The organism is Bradyrhizobium sp. dw_411, from assembly GCF_018449695.1.
Classification (GTDB): Bacteria; Pseudomonadota; Alphaproteobacteria; order Rhizobiales; family Xanthobacteraceae; genus Bradyrhizobium.
The window spans coordinates 1-15,532 of record NZ_JAAVUY010000006.1 but is presented as its reverse complement, the minus strand read 5'-3'; the positions used below and the strand labels follow the sequence as shown (position 1 = coordinate 15,532).

The 15,532-nt window shown below is 59.5% G+C and carries 15 protein-coding genes; 12 read left to right on the top strand and 3 right to left on the bottom strand.

Annotated elements, in window-relative coordinates; genetic code table 11:
- Nucleotide 1: 1 nt before the first annotated feature.
- Nucleotides 2-691, bottom strand: a complete 690-nt coding sequence (locus HB676_RS11305) for a GntR family transcriptional regulator (protein ID WP_213737883.1) — start codon at nucleotides 689-691, stop codon at nucleotides 2-4.
- A 299-nt stretch (nucleotides 692-990) separates the two neighbouring features.
- On the opposite strand from HB676_RS11305, the gene HB676_RS11300 reads away from it, so the two are divergent.
- The 4 genes from HB676_RS11300 to HB676_RS11285 all read left to right on the top strand — a co-directional run bounded on the left by HB676_RS11300 (nucleotide 991) and on the right by HB676_RS11285 (nucleotide 6,102).
- The gene (locus tag HB676_RS11300) at nucleotides 991-2,271 is read left to right on the top strand and encodes an MFS transporter (RefSeq protein ID WP_213737882.1); all 1,281 of its coding nucleotides are present in this window, start codon (nucleotides 991-993) and stop codon (nucleotides 2,269-2,271) included.
- A 68-nt stretch (nucleotides 2,272-2,339) separates the two neighbouring features.
- Nucleotides 2,340-4,721 carry a xanthine dehydrogenase family protein molybdopterin-binding subunit gene (locus HB676_RS11295; protein WP_213737881.1) on the top strand — a complete coding sequence of 794 codons (2,382 nt, stop codon included), beginning with the start codon at nucleotides 2,340-2,342 and terminating at the stop codon, nucleotides 4,719-4,721.
- On the top strand, nucleotides 4,718-5,587 hold the full coding sequence (locus tag HB676_RS33810) for a xanthine dehydrogenase family protein subunit M (RefSeq protein WP_249780213.1): 870 nt from the start codon (nucleotides 4,718-4,720) through the stop codon (nucleotides 5,585-5,587). The genes HB676_RS11295 and HB676_RS33810 overlap by 4 nt, the downstream gene beginning before the upstream one ends.
- Nucleotides 5,584-6,102: a (2Fe-2S)-binding protein gene (locus HB676_RS11285; protein ID WP_213737880.1), complete on the top strand. Its 519-nt coding sequence runs from the start codon at nucleotides 5,584-5,586 to the stop codon at nucleotides 6,100-6,102. Before HB676_RS33810 ends, HB676_RS11285 begins: the two co-directional genes overlap by 4 nt.
- Here the strand turns inward: HB676_RS11285 and HB676_RS11280 are convergent.
- On the bottom strand, nucleotides 6,045-6,329 hold the full coding sequence (locus HB676_RS11280; protein ID WP_213738270.1) for a hypothetical protein: 285 nt from the start codon (nucleotides 6,327-6,329) through the stop codon (nucleotides 6,045-6,047). The genes HB676_RS11285 and HB676_RS11280 overlap by 58 nt on opposite strands.
- 477 nt (nucleotides 6,330-6,806) lie before the next feature.
- Entirely contained in the window at nucleotides 6,807-7,874 is a 1,068-nt protein-coding gene (locus HB676_RS11275; RefSeq protein WP_213737879.1) for a LacI family DNA-binding transcriptional regulator, read from the bottom strand.
- A 272-nt stretch (nucleotides 7,875-8,146) separates the two neighbouring features.
- On the opposite strand from HB676_RS11275, the gene HB676_RS11270 reads away from it, so the two are divergent.
- From HB676_RS11270 to HB676_RS11235, 8 genes are all read left to right on the top strand, one after another.
- On the top strand, nucleotides 8,147-8,533 hold the full coding sequence (locus HB676_RS11270) for a RidA family protein (protein ID WP_213737878.1): 387 nt from the start codon (nucleotides 8,147-8,149) through the stop codon (nucleotides 8,531-8,533).
- A gap of 33 nt (nucleotides 8,534-8,566) precedes the next feature.
- A complete protein-coding gene (locus tag HB676_RS11265; RefSeq protein WP_213737877.1) occupies nucleotides 8,567-9,913 on the top strand; it encodes an MFS transporter in 1,347 nt (448 codons plus the stop codon).
- A 41-nt stretch (nucleotides 9,914-9,954) separates the two neighbouring features.
- Nucleotides 9,955-10,590 carry a hypothetical protein gene (locus HB676_RS11260; protein ID WP_213737876.1) on the top strand — a complete coding sequence of 212 codons (636 nt, stop codon included), beginning with the start codon at nucleotides 9,955-9,957 and terminating at the stop codon, nucleotides 10,588-10,590.
- 169 nt (nucleotides 10,591-10,759) lie between these two features.
- Nucleotides 10,760-11,698, top strand: coding sequence for an intradiol ring-cleavage dioxygenase (locus tag HB676_RS11255; protein WP_213737875.1), 939 nt, complete (start codon nucleotides 10,760-10,762; stop codon nucleotides 11,696-11,698).
- Nucleotides 11,699-11,703: 5 nt separating this feature from the next.
- Nucleotides 11,704-12,462: an SDR family oxidoreductase gene (locus HB676_RS11250; protein WP_213737874.1), complete on the top strand. Its 759-nt coding sequence runs from the start codon at nucleotides 11,704-11,706 to the stop codon at nucleotides 12,460-12,462.
- 11 nt (nucleotides 12,463-12,473) lie between these two features.
- Nucleotides 12,474-13,385 carry a 3-keto-5-aminohexanoate cleavage protein gene (locus tag HB676_RS11245; protein WP_213737873.1) on the top strand — a complete coding sequence of 304 codons (912 nt, stop codon included), beginning with the start codon at nucleotides 12,474-12,476 and terminating at the stop codon, nucleotides 13,383-13,385.
- Nucleotides 13,386-13,400: 15 nt separating this feature from the next.
- Nucleotides 13,401-14,414, top strand: a complete 1,014-nt coding sequence (locus tag HB676_RS11240) for a zinc-binding alcohol dehydrogenase family protein (protein WP_213737872.1) — start codon at nucleotides 13,401-13,403, stop codon at nucleotides 14,412-14,414.
- A 158-nt stretch (nucleotides 14,415-14,572) separates the two neighbouring features.
- Nucleotides 14,573-15,457: an alpha/beta hydrolase gene (locus HB676_RS11235; protein WP_213737871.1), complete on the top strand. Its 885-nt coding sequence runs from the start codon at nucleotides 14,573-14,575 to the stop codon at nucleotides 15,455-15,457.
- The last annotated feature ends 75 nt before the right edge of the window (nucleotides 15,458-15,532 follow it).

Below are 15,532 nucleotides of genomic sequence, written 5' to 3'. Positions count from 1 at the left end.
TTTATCGGTCCATCAGCCCGGTAACTTTGCCGACGTTGGCCATGGCGTGGTTTCGAACTTCTTTCTCGACCTCGTTGGCGTCTCCCAGGGCCAGGACATCAATGATTTTCTGATGTTCGTAGCCCGGTATTTCGAGCTCCTGATGACGCGCATGGTGTTTGCGGAAGTAGGGCCGGAGCATCAAACGAATCTTCTTGGTTTGCCGGGTCAGCAGAGGCCGTCCGCTCAATGAGGTGATGTAATTATGAAACGCGTCGTGATGCACGATCCACTGGCCCAAATCGTCGGCGGACTGGTCCATCCTGGACTGAAGATGTCGTATCTCTTCCATTTCCCGGTGCGTCATGTTCGGAAGTGCAAAGCGAGCGCCCAGACCTTCCAGAACGGCTCGCATCTCGATGAGCTGAACGACATCGTCCTTGGAATATTCGGCGACGACCGCGCCCCGATTGGCGTAAATCGTGACCGCGCCGTCGCCTTCGAGGCGTCGCAGCGCGTCGCGGACGGGCATGCGGCTGATGCCCAAACGCTCCGCGATTGCTTCCGTTGGAATGCGCATGCCCGGCGCCAATTCTCCTGACAGCACGGCTTCCAGGATGAAATTGTAGGCCTGCTCGAGCGGAGAGAGCGACCGCGCCTCGCTTGCCCAGTTGGCGGCGACATCGACCAGCCTCGTCTTGGATGGGATCATTGGCTGAAGCTCTCAGGCCGGAAGCGAGGGTTGCGGGGCGACGTGTATCACGAGTCTCCAATGCCGGGTCGCTGTTCGTCTGTCTGCCAAAGCAGAAGTAAAAACAGATGGGTAAGACAGAAAATGCCCAGTCGATCCGGTGCTGCATGCGATCGGCGTCGCCGAAGAAACCTGCCGCATCGCAGCACAAAATGCCCAATTTTTCTTCTTGTTGTATAATTGGATACAAAGATACTATCATCAGATGATGGGGACCACAATGGCCGCGAGAGGCCGCTGACGACAGAATGGGGGATGCAATGGCGGATATCAGCGAGGCGGGCCGGCTGGCGGCGGCCGAGCAATCGGGCTCGATCTTCGAGTTCTACCGCTCGATGAATCCGCAGGGGCGGCGAACCTTTTGGGCCTGCACGGCCGGTTGGACGCTGGACGGCATGGATTTCATGCTGTTTCCGCTGGCCATCGGCACGCTTGTGACGGCGATGGGCACCGACGCTAAAACGCTGGGCGGCATCGTGTCGTTGACCGTCCTTTGCAGCGCGGCCGGTGGATGGCTGGCGGGCTTCCTGTCCGATCGCATCGGGCGGGTCAGGACGATGCAGATCACGATTCTGTTGTTCTCTCTCGGCAGTCTGGCATCGGCTTTGGCGCAAGGCGTCGATCAACTGACCGCTGCCCGGGCGCTTCTGGGCGTCGGCTTTGGCGGAGAGGCGGCAGTTGCCGCGGTGACTCTCTCGGAAGTCGTTTTGAACAAGCATCGCGGGCGGGCGATGGGCTTCTATCAATCAAGCTACGCGGTGGGGTGGGGGCTCGCGATCCTGATTCAGGCGATGACCTATTCGGTTCTTCCGGTTGATCAGGCCTGGCGGGTCATGTTCGGGATCGGTGCGTTGCCGGCCTTGATGATTTTCTTCATTCGGCGGAATGTCAAAGAGCCTCAGCTCGCGGTTGCCGCGAGGAAGGAAGAACCGTCGGTCTCTTTCTTCCGAATCTTCGACCGGACCAATCTGCGCTCCACCATTGTCGGATCGCTCCTGACGATCGGGGCCCAGGGCGGCTTCTATGCCCTGATGACCTGGGTTCCTCAATTCCTGCGGACCGAACGGAAGATCTCCATCCTCGCATCGACGCCGTATCTGATCGCTTTGATCGGTGGGTGCTTCGTGGGTTACGTCACGGGCGGCTGGCTGTCGGATAAGTTCGGCAGGCGGGCCGTGTTTCTGTTTTTTTCGGCCGCTGCTGCCGCGTCTGTTTACATCTATACCCACGCGGCCCTGAGCGATGCCGAAATGCTGGTGCTGGGATTTCCTCTCGGCTTCTTCGCGGTCGGATACTATTCGGCGTTGATGGCTTGCCTCAACGAGATGTACCCCACGCGGGTTCGTGGGGCGGGGGTAGGCTTCACCTACAACGCCGGCCGCGCCGTCGGTGGATTGTTTCCGTTCTTCGTGGGGGCCTTGGCGGCCACGACCACGCTGTCGAGTGCGATCAGCATCTTTGCGTTGCTGTCTTATGGTCTGGTGTTCCTTGTGGCTTTGCTGTTTCTGCGCGAAACCAAGGGCGTGGACCTCTCGATCTGATCGTTCGAAGTGTCAGATGATTCCGCAACGTCCGTTGCGGAATCCTCTTCCTTTCCAGGATTGACCGCATGAGCAGCAACGGTGCCGGCAAGGCAGCGGGTTATATCGGCAAGGGCATGCCACGCGCGGCAACCCGCAGGCTGGTGAGCGGTCGGGGACGGTACGTTGACGACATCTCGCTCAAGGGTGAATTGCATGCGGCGTTCTTGCGCAGCCCCCGGCCGCACGCGTCCTTTAAAATTCTCGAAACCACAGAGGCAAAGGCGGTCGACGGCGTCATCGCGGTGCTGACTGTTGAGGACATCGAGACGGTATGTGGTCCGTGGCAATGCACGCTGGCCAATGCGCCAAACCTTTTTTCTCCGCCGCAACGTCCGCTGGCCTTGCAGCGCGTGGTCTTCCAGGGCGAGCCGATCGCGATGGTCGTCGCAATGAGCCGGGCGCAAGCCGAAGACGGGCTGGAGCGGATCGTGGTCGAATACGACGACCTGCCTGCCGTGACCTCGATCGAGGATGCAATTGCCGGCGAGGCGCGAACGCATGCCGGAGCGCCGTCCAATCTGGCCCTCGAATACGTACAGTCGACTTCGGGTGTCGAACTTGCGTTCGATAAGGCGGCTCACGTCGTACACCAACGTCTGAAGTTCAACAGGAAAACGGGCGTGCCGCTGGAGCCAAGGGGCATTCTCGCCAGCTACGATCCTGCCGACGACGCCATGCTGGTTCATGCATCCCATCAGATGCCTCATCAGTTGCAGTTGATCATCGCGGATCTTCTGGACATGCAGCTCAACAAGGTTCGGGTGATTTGCCCCGACGTGGGCGGTGGGTTCGGCATCAAAATGCACATCTACCCTGAGGAGATGGCCGTCTGCGCGGCCACGAAGATCCTGGGCAGGCCTGTGAAGTATGTGGCGGACCGGATCGAGAGCATGCTCTCTGATGTTCATGCCAGAGAGCACGTTGTCGAAGCCAGCATGGCGATCGACTCTGACGGGCGGATCAGTGCGTTGAAGGTGGACGATATTCAGGGACTCGGAGCCTATTCAGTCTATCCCCGGTCGAGCACAGCGGAGGGATTCAGCGCGCTCAGGGCCATGGGCGGCGCCTACAAGATCGAACAGTTCAGCGCACGCTTGAGATCGGTCCTCCAGAACAAGGTGATGACGGGGCAATACCGTTCCGTCGGTCATCCCGTCGCAGTTGCGATCACGGAGGCGTTGATCGAACAGGGCGCAAGGGCGCGGGGCGAAAGCTCTATTGTCTTTCGCAAGCGAAACTTCGTCAAGGCAAGCGAGATGCCGTGGGTCAGTCCTGCGGGCGGCCGCATGATCGACCTCTCCCATTACGAATGTCTCGACAAGCTGCTCATCCTCAGCGGCCACGCCGAACTGGAACGGCAGATCACGGTGTGGCGGGAGCAGGGCCGCGTGGTCGGATTTGGTCTTGCCAGCTTCGTCGAATTCACCGCGACGGGGGCCGAGGGCTACGGCCGCGCGGGCGTGCTCGTCTCTTCGCAGGACACCGTGATCGTGGCGATGGATCCCACCGGCATGGTCACAGTACAGAGCTCTGCCGCAGAAATCGGGCAGGGAATTCAGCAAGGTCTGGCCCAGATCATCGCCGACGCGGTCGGCCTTCCGATCGTTTCGATCAGGGTAAATTTGGGGGACACTCAGGCGTCGCCGCATGGCGGCGGAGCCTGGTCGTCGCGCGGCGCGGCGATCACCGGAGAGGTCGCGTGGCAGGCAGGCCGCAAGCTGCGCGCCGAGTTGCTTTCGGCAGCCGCGGCCATTCTGCAAACGGAGGCTGAACAACTCGATCTGGTCGAAGGCGATGTCATCGAGAAGCCATCCGGCAGAGCCCGGATGACGGTCGCCGAACTCTCCGAAATGATTCAGTTCCGGCCTTACGACCTGCCAGAAGGCCTACGGCCCCAACTGACCGTCGCGCATGGAGGCGGTCGAGGTGGCGACACCTTCCTGCCGACGAACGGAGTCCAGGCTGCTCTTGTTGAAATCGACAAGATGAGCGGAAAAGTCGTCGTGCTGAAGCATTGGGTCGTCGAAGATTGCGGCCGCGTGATCAATCCGCTGCTGGTGGACGAGCAGATTCGCGGAGGGGTCGTTCAGGGAATCGGAGAGGCGCTCTACGAACACTGCCGCTACACCGAGGACGGTCAGTTCGCGAGTGGGACGCTCGCCGATTACCTTCTCCCCATGGCTGCGGATATGCCGGATGTGTCGGTCGCACATGTCGAAACACCATATTCGGGATCGGTTCTTGGTGCGAAGGGGGCGGGAGAAGCCGGGGCTTGCGCGGCACCGGCGGCGATCCTGAATGCAGTGAACGCCGCTCTCGCACCGTTCGGCGGCAGCGTCGACACGCTCCCGATCTCGCCGGTCGCGGTGTTGCGGGCGATGGGAGCGCTTCAAGGCGTCGCCGCATGAAGCCCGCCAGATTCGAATATGCGAGGCCGACCAATCTCGTCGACGCGCTGATCTTGCTGCGGGATCATCGCGACGATGCCGCCATTCTGAGCGGTGGCCAGAGTCTCGTGCCAATGATGAATTTAAGGGTGGCCTCGCCTCAGATCGTGATCGACATCAATTCCATACCTGACATGGACGAGATCGCGATTGATGGCTCTACGCTACAGATCGGAGCCCGCTCCCGACATAATGACGTTCTTCGGTCCAAGCTTGTGCAGCAGCACGCGCCCTTGCTATCGATGGCTCTGCAGAATGTCGCGCACGAGGCCATTCGAAATCGCGGGACCTTGGGCGGCAGCCTGGCGCTGGCCGATCCGGCGGCTGAAATGCCGGCATGCATGGTCTGCCTCGGCGCCGAGATCGTTCTTCGTTCCGCTGACGGATCGCGTTCGGTGGCTGCGGCCGATTTTTTCCGGGGCATCTACGACACGGCTTTGGAGCCGGACGAACTCATCACCAGCATCCGGATTCCGGTTTTTTCGGCCGATTGGCGGTTTGTATTTCACGAAATCGCGCGACGCCATGGCGACTTCGCATTGGCCGGGCTCGCCTTCGGTCGTCAATACAACGGAGAGATCGTGCAGGACTGCCGCGCTGTCTTCCTGGGCGTGGAGGCTTTCCCGCGACGCCTGATCGAGATCGAGCAGGCCTTCATCGGAACCAACCTCAATGACCGCGGCACTATCGAGAAAGCCGATCAACTTCTCGCGTCCAGCCTCGACTGCCTGGAAGGGGGAGAATATCCCACCGAGTACCGGCTCCATCTGGCACAGCAACTGCTCGTGCGCTGTGACAGCGAAGCCTTCGACGAGAACAGGCGATGAATAATACCAGTCTTGACGACACGATAGCGATCAGCCTGTCGGTCAACGGTACCAATGTATCGGCACGCGTCTCGCCGCGCGGGTCCTTGGTCGATTTTTTGCGTCACGGGCTTGGTTTGACCGGAAGTCATGTTGGTTGCGAGCACGGCGTATGCGGGGCCTGCAATGTCATTGTCGAAGGTCGTGTGGTGAGGGGATGTCTGATGCTGGCCGTTCAAGCGGACGGCGCCCAAATCACAACGATCGATTCGATGTCTCCCGACAGATATGTCTTGGCGCTTCAGCAGGCTTTCTACGAACGTGCTGCGCTTCAATGCGGGTTCTGCACGTCGGGAATGATCCTGCAAGCCGCTGAGTTGTTGCGTCGAAACGAAACGCCTACGCGAGAGGAGATACGCGACGCGCTCTCGGGAAATTATTGCCGCTGCACCGGGTATCACGCCATCGTCGACGCGGTTCAGACCGCATCACACGCGTTGAACGCGACGCCTTCGGGAAATCGTTTGCCGGGATAATCGTGTCCATGGGCCTGCAGTACGTCGGGGATGTGCGGGGCCTGCAAATCAGGCGCGGCAATTGCCAAGCGGATGCTGCCTGCCGGCCTGAAATTTGATTTCACGCAAAATTTAATTTGCCAAACGAATTCAACTTGATTTGGGTCGTCCAGTCCCTCTCGAAAAAATAAATCGTTTTTCAGACCGATCAAAACATCTGTAAACCCCGCGCCATCCCGTTCCCACAAGAGGGGCGCTTCGCGGTCGTCACGGACGTTGGGTGCGGGATGCGGTGGACGCGAATGGTGCTGCTGACGAGAGCACTTGGCGCGGACGGCGAAGCCGTATGGTCCTGACACCCCGACGCTGGTGTCAAGTTCTTGAGAAGCAAGCTTCTCAGGGATGACGGTGGCAAAAGAGCCCGGTCACCGGGGAGAGTACGAAATAAGCCGTTAAAACCATTGCGCGGGGAAAGCCGGATGTTTCCGGTGAACTCGTGGTGACTAACGCGCGTGCTACCACCACACTACACGCGCGGCTGCGGGTGCATCGGACACCCGGCTTTCCCTGCGCCCTCTGTTTGGGGAGGGTTAAAAATTCTGGAAAACTTCGGGCGTTTTGCGCCGCGAGAATGCGAAGTCGCGACTTATTTTCAAGACGCGTGGTTTGGCTGTTTGAAATTGTGGAACGAACGAACCTTCTTCACTGAAGCGCGCGGCGCTTGCTTAAGATCGAGCCTTGCTTGCGATTTGCTGCGATCGCGCAGGTGCCGTGAATCTCTTCAGGATGCTCTTGCGGGGAGGTGCTGTCGAATTGCGAACGATCAGCTTGGCAGGCAGAACGACGTTGCGGGCGGGACTATCGAGCGTCTCGATGGCCTGTTGAAGCAGGTCGGCTGCCTGACGTCCCATTTCCTTGTGGCTAATTCGAATGGTCGTAAGCGGTGGCTGGACCATGTCGACGAGGGGCATATCATTGTGTCCGACGATTGAAATATCGCGCGGACATTCCAGCCCTTCCTCGCGCAAGACGTCGTAGGCGCCGAGCGCAAGCAGATCGTTGGCAGCCACGATCGCGGTGATTTCAGGATGAGCGTGCAGCAGGCGGCGCGTCGTATCGGCACCGGCTTCCCGGGTGTACGTTTCCGCGATTTCGAAAGGAGTCTGGGCTGCAGGCAGTCCATGTGAGGCGGTCGCCTGCGTGAAGCCGCGCCGTCGCAAGAATCCGGTCGAGTGCTGGCTCGGGCCGGCCAAATGTCCGATTTTGCGGTGTCCGAGTTCGACAAGGTGATCGACGGCAAGCTGCATTCCGAGCATGTCGTCGGAAACTACTGCCGATAATCGCACATCCTTTTCCGCTCGATTGACGAGCACCGTCGGCAGCCCCTCCGCAATACAAAAAGCCGCCAACGGATCGTCCCTGACGACGGTTGCGAGGATCAGTCCGTCGACCCGCCGCGCGATCAAGCCACCCGCGAGGTCCAATTGCGCCTTGGCATCGCTGCCAACATACGCAACGATCACCGAATAACCCTGCGTCGACAGACGCTCGGTCGCGCCGGCCAGAATCGGCGTAAAAACATTGGTCGCGATATCCGGAACCAAGATGCCGACAAGTTTGGAACGCCCGGTCCGAAGACTTGCAGCTACGGGATCGAGACGGTAGCCGAGCGTCTTGGCGGCTTTAACGACCCGGGCGACGGCCTCCGGAACCACCATCGATTCCGTGGCAGGATTTAACGCGCGCGAAACGGTAGACACGTGGACCCCAGCCAGCTCCGCAACCTGTTTCATGGTGACGGTTCGGCGGCTGTTTCCTGACTGTGACAATCTCGCTTTCACGGTGTGCCCACTTTTTCATATCACACGGAAAAGACCGCGATTCCTGTTCGGTTACAATCGAGTATATAACAATCGATTGCACGTATTCGTCTCCTCGACCGACGCTGGCTGCCCAGTAAATCGTCATTCCAGCTTTATAAACTTGTTAGAATCCACTTGACCAGCCGAATATACTCTGCAATCGATTGTATGAAAGTTAGATGATGCCTACTTCGGAGTGTTCGATGAAGAAAACGTTCGTTCGCGGCACCTGGCAAAAGTCGAGGGCTTTTTCACCCGCCATCGTCACCGAGGGCGGAAAAATCGTCTGGATCGCCGGTCATACCGGTCAGAAAGACGACTCCGGAAAGTCGCTTGCCGGCGATTTTGAAGCGCAAGTCTATCAGACCTTCCGCAATATTGAAGCGACGCTGAAGGAGGCCGGCGCCTCACTGAAAGATATCGTCACCATGACGGTATTTCTGACCGATCCGCGGAACACGACGCGGATGACTGAAATTCGATCGGAGATCTTTGAGTCCGACTTTCCGGCGAGCGCGGCAATCACGGTCACAGGCTTCGCCGACCCAAACATGCTGATCGAAATTCAGGGAATTGCGGTCATCGACTAAGTTGCGTCTTTCAACTCGGGGGGAGGGGAAGTCATGGCATCCGTCGGCACCAGCGCGGCCATCGGCGCCAGGCTCGATCGGCTTCCGATTACGCGTCTGCATCGCAAAGTGTTCGGGCTGGTCGCGATCGGAATGTTCTTTGAGGGGTTCGACATCTACATCGCCGCGAGCGTGCTGGGCTCCGCATTCAAGTCCGGATTTTCGACGCTCGCACAGAACGGCCTGTTCATTTCGGTAACGTTTATCGGAATGACCCTCGGTGCTCTTCTCACGGGACTTTGGGGAGACAAGTTCGGCCGGCGTTTTACCTATCAAGTCAATCTCACGCTGTTCGGCGTTGCGTCGCTGGCCTCGGCATTTGCGCCGAACATGGAAGCGCTCATTGCGCTGCGTTTCGTGATGGGGCTTGGCCTCGGTGCCGAGAATGTCGTCGGATATTCCATCATGACGGAATTTTTCCCGGCCAAGGTCAGAGGCCGATGGTCCGGGATGATCTGCACCCTGGTGACGGCCGGTCTGCCGGTTTCTGCGCTGCTCGCGTGGCTGCTGGTGCCGGCTTTCGGGTGGCGGGTGATGTTCGTCCTTGGTGGCGTTGGCGCTTTGATCGCCTGGTTCCTTCGCAGGAGTTTGCCGGAGTCCCCTCGCTGGCTGGTATCGGTCGGGCGCGAAGCGGAGGCGGATGCCCTGGTCGCCGATTTCGAGCGCGAGGCTTCGCTTCAAGGCGCGCTGACGACGTCCGATCCGGTGTCCAAGCCTTTCGTGCCGCTGGCAAAGGGCAGTCTTTTCCGCGAGCCGTTCTTGTCGCGGCTTATCGTAGGCTGCGTATCACTGATGGTGGTCAATACCCTGATCTACGGCTTCATCACCTGGTTGCCGACGTTCTTCATCGGGCAGGGCGAGTCGATCGCCCGTAGCACCGGGTTTGCGCTTCTGATGGCCGTGGGAGGTCCGATCGGGTCCACCATGGGAGCTGTCTCCGCGGATACTTTCGGAAGGAAGCCGACCATCATCGGCGCGGCCGCGAGTGCCATCCTGCTCTGCGTCGCCTTCTCGTTGTCGGACAATTCGTTACTGACTGCGGCGATCGGCTTCCTGCTGACGATCCCGATCTATGTTCTGGTCGCGGCGCTTTTTGCGGTCTACATACCCGAACTTTTCCCGACGGAGTTTCGGCTCCGGGGCGTAGGCATCTGCAACGCTGCCGGGCGGAGCGCCAGCATCATCGTCCCGCTGTTTGTCGGTCCCGTCTTCGCACATTATGGCGTAAGCGGTGTGCTATCGATCATGGGAGTGGCGCTCCTGATTATGATCGGCGTTGTCGCATCGCTTGGCGTCGAGCCAGGACGGAAGGGCATTGAAGAAGTAAGCGTCGCGGCATAGGGCAGACACGAGGTCTACCTATCGGTCTTCAGGGAGGCAGCATGAGTGAGATCACAGGCTTACCGTCCGCTTATGCAGACGCTCTCAACGAATTCGAGAACGCCTGGAACAACCCTCGTTTCACGCAGATCGAACTGCCGGCTGTTCAAGTCAACAAGGTTTTGCGGGAGAAATACATCGCGAGCGGGAAGGTCGAGCTGTCGCGCAGCATGGTCTGGGATATGGAGACTAAAAAGGCCTGGGATCCGCTGACCTATATTCCCTACGTCGTTTCGGAGGGAGGATCCTGGGGACGCCACCCTCTGGCGGATGGAATCGAACGTTGGTCGCGATCGTCCATTCAGGGAAGCTGGCTTAATGTCGGCCGGGGCCGGGTTCTGGAAGACGTTTTTGTCGATCACGTCAGGCGGAAGATCCTGTTTATGGGGCGTGCACAGTTGCCTCGCGAGGATGTTATTCTTCAGGCGGACGCGTACCAGCCTTTGTTTCACGTCGAGCATGCCGCGGGTGGCTCCGAAACCGATCCGCTTAATCTGTGGCGGATCGTCATTCTGACGGAACAAAAAGACGAGAGATACAGAGCGCCATTCGATGAAATGGTACGGCAGGGAACCCTGCCGGGATTTCTCGAAATTTATATCGAGCGCGAGCTGCACGTTAAGTTGACGCGGGTTTAGAACTCAGTTGCGCGGCGGCCGACATTCCTAACGGAAATTCGCGCCGTCGAATTTGAGCCTCTCCTCCGCGCAACCCAGCACCGACAGTAAAGCGGGCCCAAAACATTGACATTTTGCAATCGATTGTATAAATCTCTGCAATCGATTGTACGATCTACTGGAGGGTGAAATGCCAACGGAATTGCGGCCGCCCAAGCGCTCAAGCGGCTTGGGAAGCATTATCAACACCGAGCAGGACGTGACCCCGGTCGTGCTCGCGGCAATGGCGCAGGCTCCCAATGCGCGTTTGCGCGAAATCGCCGCGGCGTTTGTGCGTCATATGCATGAATTCGCCCGCGAGGTTCGGTTGACCGAAGCCGAATACGATATCGGCGTCGACTTTCTCAATCGCATCGGCCAGGCGACCAACGATCGTCACAACGAAGGTATTCTCTTCGCGGATGCGATCGGTTTCTCGACGCTGGTTTGCCTGCTCAACAACGGAAACGCGGGGGCGACCGAGACGGCAGCGGCCCTGCTCGGACCGTTCTGGAGGATGAATTCGCCGAGAACCGAGAACGGCGGGTCGATCGTTCGTTCGCCCACGGATGGTCCCTCACTGTTCATGAACGGCCGGATGACGGACGTTGCCGGAAAGCCGATTGCCGGCGTCGAGGTCGATGTCTGGCAGGCGTCGCCGGTGGGTCTGTATGAGAACCAGGACGATAGCCAGGCCGACATGAATCTGCGTGGAAAATTCACAACCGGTGCCGATGGCCGCTTCAGTTTCAAGTCGGTGAAGCCCGCGGGCTATCCGGTTCCCACCGATGGTCCGGTGGGTGACATGCTCCGCGCCCAGCAGCGACATTGCTATCGCCCCGCGCACCTGCATTTCCTCGGTTACAAGCCGGGCTTCAAAACGCTGATCACCCAGGTGTTCGTGGATGACGACGAGAATCTCACCAGCGACGTGGTGTTCGGCGTCACGGACGCGCTTATCGGCGACTACCGGCGGCATGACGACGCGGAAGCGCCGGAGCCAGCCGTCAAGGCTCCCTGGTATTCGCTTGATTATACTTTCGTGATGGAAGCCGGAGAGGCAAAACTCCCCGTGCCGCCGATCAAGTGAACGACATGGCATATCCGGAATCTCTTCAGAACAAGGTCGTCCTGATCGTCGGTGGAGCGGGAACTATCGGTGGCGCCGCGGCGCGAATGTTCGCATCCGGCGGCGCCAAGATCGTCATCAGCTATCGCGGCCCTGAAGAAGCCGCGGCCGCGAAATCGGTGCTCGCGGGATTGGACGGCAGCGGGCATTCGGCTTTCGAAGCCGATGTCGTGGATACAGCGTCGCTGATCGCGCTGCGAGAAAAGGTCGCGGCGGAATATTCACGCCTGGACATTCTCATCAACGCGGCGGGATTTACCAAGCCCGTTCCGCATGCGGATCTGGATGCTCTGGATGACGAACTGATCGACCGCATGTTCCAGGTGAATTGGCGGGGGCAGTTCGCAGTTATCAGGACGTTTGCTCCGCTTCTGAAAGCTTCCGGAAACGGCCTCATCGTTTCCATTTCTTCCATCGCGGGAACGAACGGCATCGGGTCCTCGATCGCTTATTGCGCCGTGAAGGCGGGGATAGACGTGATGACGAAATCGCTGGCAAGGGCGCTGGCTCCGCAGGTACGCGTACTGGCGGTGGCGCCGGGTGTCGTCGACACCAGTTTCGTGCCGGGGCGGGGGGCCGATTTCAACGAGAAGACCGCCTCGACCACGCCATTGAAGCGCATCGGTAAAGCCGAAGATGTCGCGACCGCAATCCTGTCCTGCGCCACCCATCTGACGTTTTCCACCGGAACGACGATTTTCGTCGATGGCGGCCGGTCGCTTTAGCGGGAACAGAGATGCGCGATCCTCGAAACAAGATCTTCATCACCTGCGCGGTGACGGGCAACTTGACCACGCCGGATCAGACGCCGCATCTGCCGATCACGCCCGAGGAAATTGCCAACGCCTGTCTTGGTGCAGCCGAAGCCGGAGCGGCGATCGCTCACATCCATGTGCGCGATCCCGGTACCGGAAAGCCCTCGATGGAGCTCGGTTACTATCGCGACGTCGTCGAACGCATCCGATCCAGAAACACTCAGCTCATCCTGAACATCACGACAGGGCCGGGCGGGCGGTTTGTGCCATCGGCCGATGATCCGCGGGTCGCTGCGCCGGGCACCACGTTGATGGCTCCGGAGAAGCGGGTCGAGCACATCGCGGTGCTGCGTCCGGAGATCTGCACGATCGATCTGAACACCATGAACTCCGGCAAGGAGGTGGTGATCAATACGCCTGAGAATGCGCGCCGAATGGCGAAAGTCATGAAGGAGGCCGGTGTCAAGCCCGAGGTCGAGTTGTTCGATTCCGGCGATATCGCCCTGATGAGCGACATGCTGAACGACGGAACGCTTGACGGTCCGGTGCTGTGTTCTCTCGTGATGGGCGTGCGCTACGGTTTCCAACCGTCTCCGGAAACCGTGATCTACGCGCGCAACTTACTGCCGCCGGACGCCCAGTTCACCGCTGTCGGAATCGGAAAATGGTCGTTCCCAAGCGTCGCTCAGTCCTATCTGGCCGGAGGGCATGTGCGGGTGGGCCTGGAGGACGCTGTGTATCTATCGCGCGGCGAGCTTGCTCCCTCGAATGCGGCGATGGTCGAAAAGGCCCGCCGGATGGTCGAGGATCTCGGCGCGCAGATCGCGACGCCCCGTGAAGCCAGAGAGATTATCGGATTGCCTGTTCGCCTCGCCGATGCCCGCTCAGCCTGAGGAGAAACGGTAGCGATGTCGAAAGCCGAAGCCTATAAAAATCCCGAACGGTTCGCGACGAAGGCCATTCGCCTGAATACGAAGGCGTCCGACGCCAAATCCATTGCCCCGGCGGTAGAGGAACGGTTGCTCGCGCCCGGGCCTGACGAAGTCGTCGTCGAAGTAAAGGCGGCGGGAGTGAACCGGTCCGACGTCAAGGCTGCGACCGGCCAGATGCCATATGCTGTGTTTCCCCGGACGCCGGGGCGTGATTTCGCTGGTGTCGTGGTCGGTGGTCCCCCGGAATGGTTGGGACGGGAAGTGTTCGGATCGTCGGGCGATCTCGGCATTCGCCGCGACGGCACCCATGCCAGCCACGTGATCGTTGAGGCGGCGGCGCTTGTCGAGAAGCCTGCAACGCTTTCGATGGAAGAGGCGGCCGGCATCGGCGTCCCCTTCGTCACAGCGCTTGAAGGGTTTCGACGGGCGCGAATGCCTACTGCGCGAGAAACCGTGCTGATCCTTGGCGTCAACGGCAAGGTGGGGCAAGCCGCGGCGCAAATCGCAGCCTCGCACGGCGCGAACGTAATCGGCGTGGTCCGCAAGGACGAGGGGTACGAAGGCCATGCCAGCGGTCCTCTCGAAATTATCAATTCGGCAACAACCGATGTGGCCGTGCGCGTTCGTGAACTGACTGACGGCAAAGGCGCGCAGATCGTGTTCAACACGGTTGGCAGCCCGTATTTTCAGGCCGCTCACAAGTCGCTGGCGATTGAGGGGCGCCAGATTTTAATCGCGACGATAGAAAAGGTTCAGTTCGACATCCTCGAGTTTTATCGTGGCCGACATACCTATGTGGGAATAGACACGCTGGGTTTCTCTTCAATCGCCAGCGCCGAAGTATTGAAGGAGGCGCTGCCAGGTTTTGCGAGCGGGCATCTCAAGCCGTACCCCATCGCTGCAAACGCGATCTATCCGTTTTCGGATGCCAGGGCCGCCTATCTCGCGGCCAGCGGGCTGTCCCGCGATCGTGTGATCCTGAGGCCGTAGCCGCGAAGACGTCTCTCCTGGCGACATGGCAATGATGCGCGCTCTATCCGGCCGGGGAGGTTGACGGGAAAGTCGTTTTGAAGGACCGTCACGGTCCTGTCTGAGCGGTCCCGTGCCCTCATAATCCCGAAGAAAATCCGGAAAAGGATCAAGCAAAAATGCCATATGCGACAACGGATGATGGCGTACGTCTTTACTACGAGGAGACCGGCAAGGGACGCCCCCTCATTCTGGTCCATGAGTTTGCCGGAGACGTCAGAAGTTTTGAACCGCAGCTACGTCATTTCGGGAAACGATACCGTGTGATCGCATTCAATGCGCGGGGGTTTCCCCCGTCCGACGTTCCGGAGAGCACGGGGTCTTATTCGCAGGCTCGCGCTGCGGATGACATCTTGTCGGTACTCGACCACATCGGCGAAAAGAAAGCCCATATTCAGGGGCTTTCGATGGGAGGTTTTGCGACGCTCCATTTCGGCCTTCGCCATCACGATCGGGCGTTGTCTCTATGTATCGGCGGATGTGGATATGGGGCAGAGCTGGAAACGCGCGAGACCTTCCGCACGGAGGCCGACACAATAGCCGATTTTATCAGATCATCGGGAATGCAGGCCTTTTCGGAGCGGTATGCCTACGGGCCAACGCGGGTGCAATTCGAAAACAAGGATCCGCGCGGGTTTGCCGAATTCAAGCAGATGCTGTCGGAGCATTCAGCCGCCGGTTCGGCGAACACCCAGTCGGGTGTTCAGAAGGAGCGGCCGTCGCTCTATACTCTGGTTGAGGAAATGAAAAAAATCACGGTGCCCACACTTGTCATTTCGGGCGACGAAGATTGGCCGTGTTTGCTGCCCGGCATTCTCATGAAACAATCGATACCTTCGGCGGCGCTTTCGCTTATTCCGAATGCAGGTCATGCCATCAACATCGAGGAGCCGGACGAATATAATCGGATCGTCGGGGAGTTTCTGTCGCAGGTGGACAGCGGCCGCTGGCCGATGCGGGATCCCAGAGCCATCAGCAAGTCCATCACCGGCATGAAGCCTTAGCCGATCGCCGCCGCTGCTCTGCTCCCCTCCCTCCGCGAAGCGGCGGGGAGGGCCGGGGTGGGGGTGCTTCCGCGG

Excerpts from the sequence above, each read along its gene's own strand:
- HB676_RS11240 (WP_213737872.1), top strand. The coding sequence starts at position 13,401 with ATGTCGAAAGCCGAAGCCTATAAAAATCCCGAACGGTTCGCGACGAAG.
- HB676_RS11275 (WP_213737879.1), bottom strand. The coding sequence starts at position 7,874 with ATGAAACAGGTTGCGGAGCTGGCTGGGGTCCACGTGTCTACCGTTTCG.
- HB676_RS11250 (WP_213737874.1), top strand. The coding sequence starts at position 11,704 with ATGGCATATCCGGAATCTCTTCAGAACAAGGTCGTCCTGATCGTCGGT.
- HB676_RS11270 (WP_213737878.1), top strand. The coding sequence starts at position 8,147 with ATGAAGAAAACGTTCGTTCGCGGCACCTGGCAAAAGTCGAGGGCTTTT.
- HB676_RS11285 (WP_213737880.1), top strand. The coding sequence starts at position 5,584 with ATGAATAATACCAGTCTTGACGACACGATAGCGATCAGCCTGTCGGTC.
- HB676_RS11300 (WP_213737882.1), top strand. The coding sequence starts at position 991 with ATGGCGGATATCAGCGAGGCGGGCCGGCTGGCGGCGGCCGAGCAATCG.
- HB676_RS11295 (WP_213737881.1), top strand. The coding sequence starts at position 2,340 with ATGAGCAGCAACGGTGCCGGCAAGGCAGCGGGTTATATCGGCAAGGGC.
- HB676_RS33810 (WP_249780213.1), top strand. The coding sequence starts at position 4,718 with ATGAAGCCCGCCAGATTCGAATATGCGAGGCCGACCAATCTCGTCGAC.
- HB676_RS11265 (WP_213737877.1), top strand. The coding sequence starts at position 8,567 with ATGGCATCCGTCGGCACCAGCGCGGCCATCGGCGCCAGGCTCGATCGG.
- HB676_RS11235 (WP_213737871.1), top strand. The coding sequence starts at position 14,573 with ATGCCATATGCGACAACGGATGATGGCGTACGTCTTTACTACGAGGAG.
- HB676_RS11245 (WP_213737873.1), top strand. The coding sequence starts at position 12,474 with ATGCGCGATCCTCGAAACAAGATCTTCATCACCTGCGCGGTGACGGGC.
- HB676_RS11260 (WP_213737876.1), top strand. The coding sequence starts at position 9,955 with ATGAGTGAGATCACAGGCTTACCGTCCGCTTATGCAGACGCTCTCAAC.
- HB676_RS11305 (WP_213737883.1), bottom strand. The coding sequence starts at position 691 with ATGATCCCATCCAAGACGAGGCTGGTCGATGTCGCCGCCAACTGGGCA.
- HB676_RS11255 (WP_213737875.1), top strand. The coding sequence starts at position 10,760 with ATGCCAACGGAATTGCGGCCGCCCAAGCGCTCAAGCGGCTTGGGAAGC.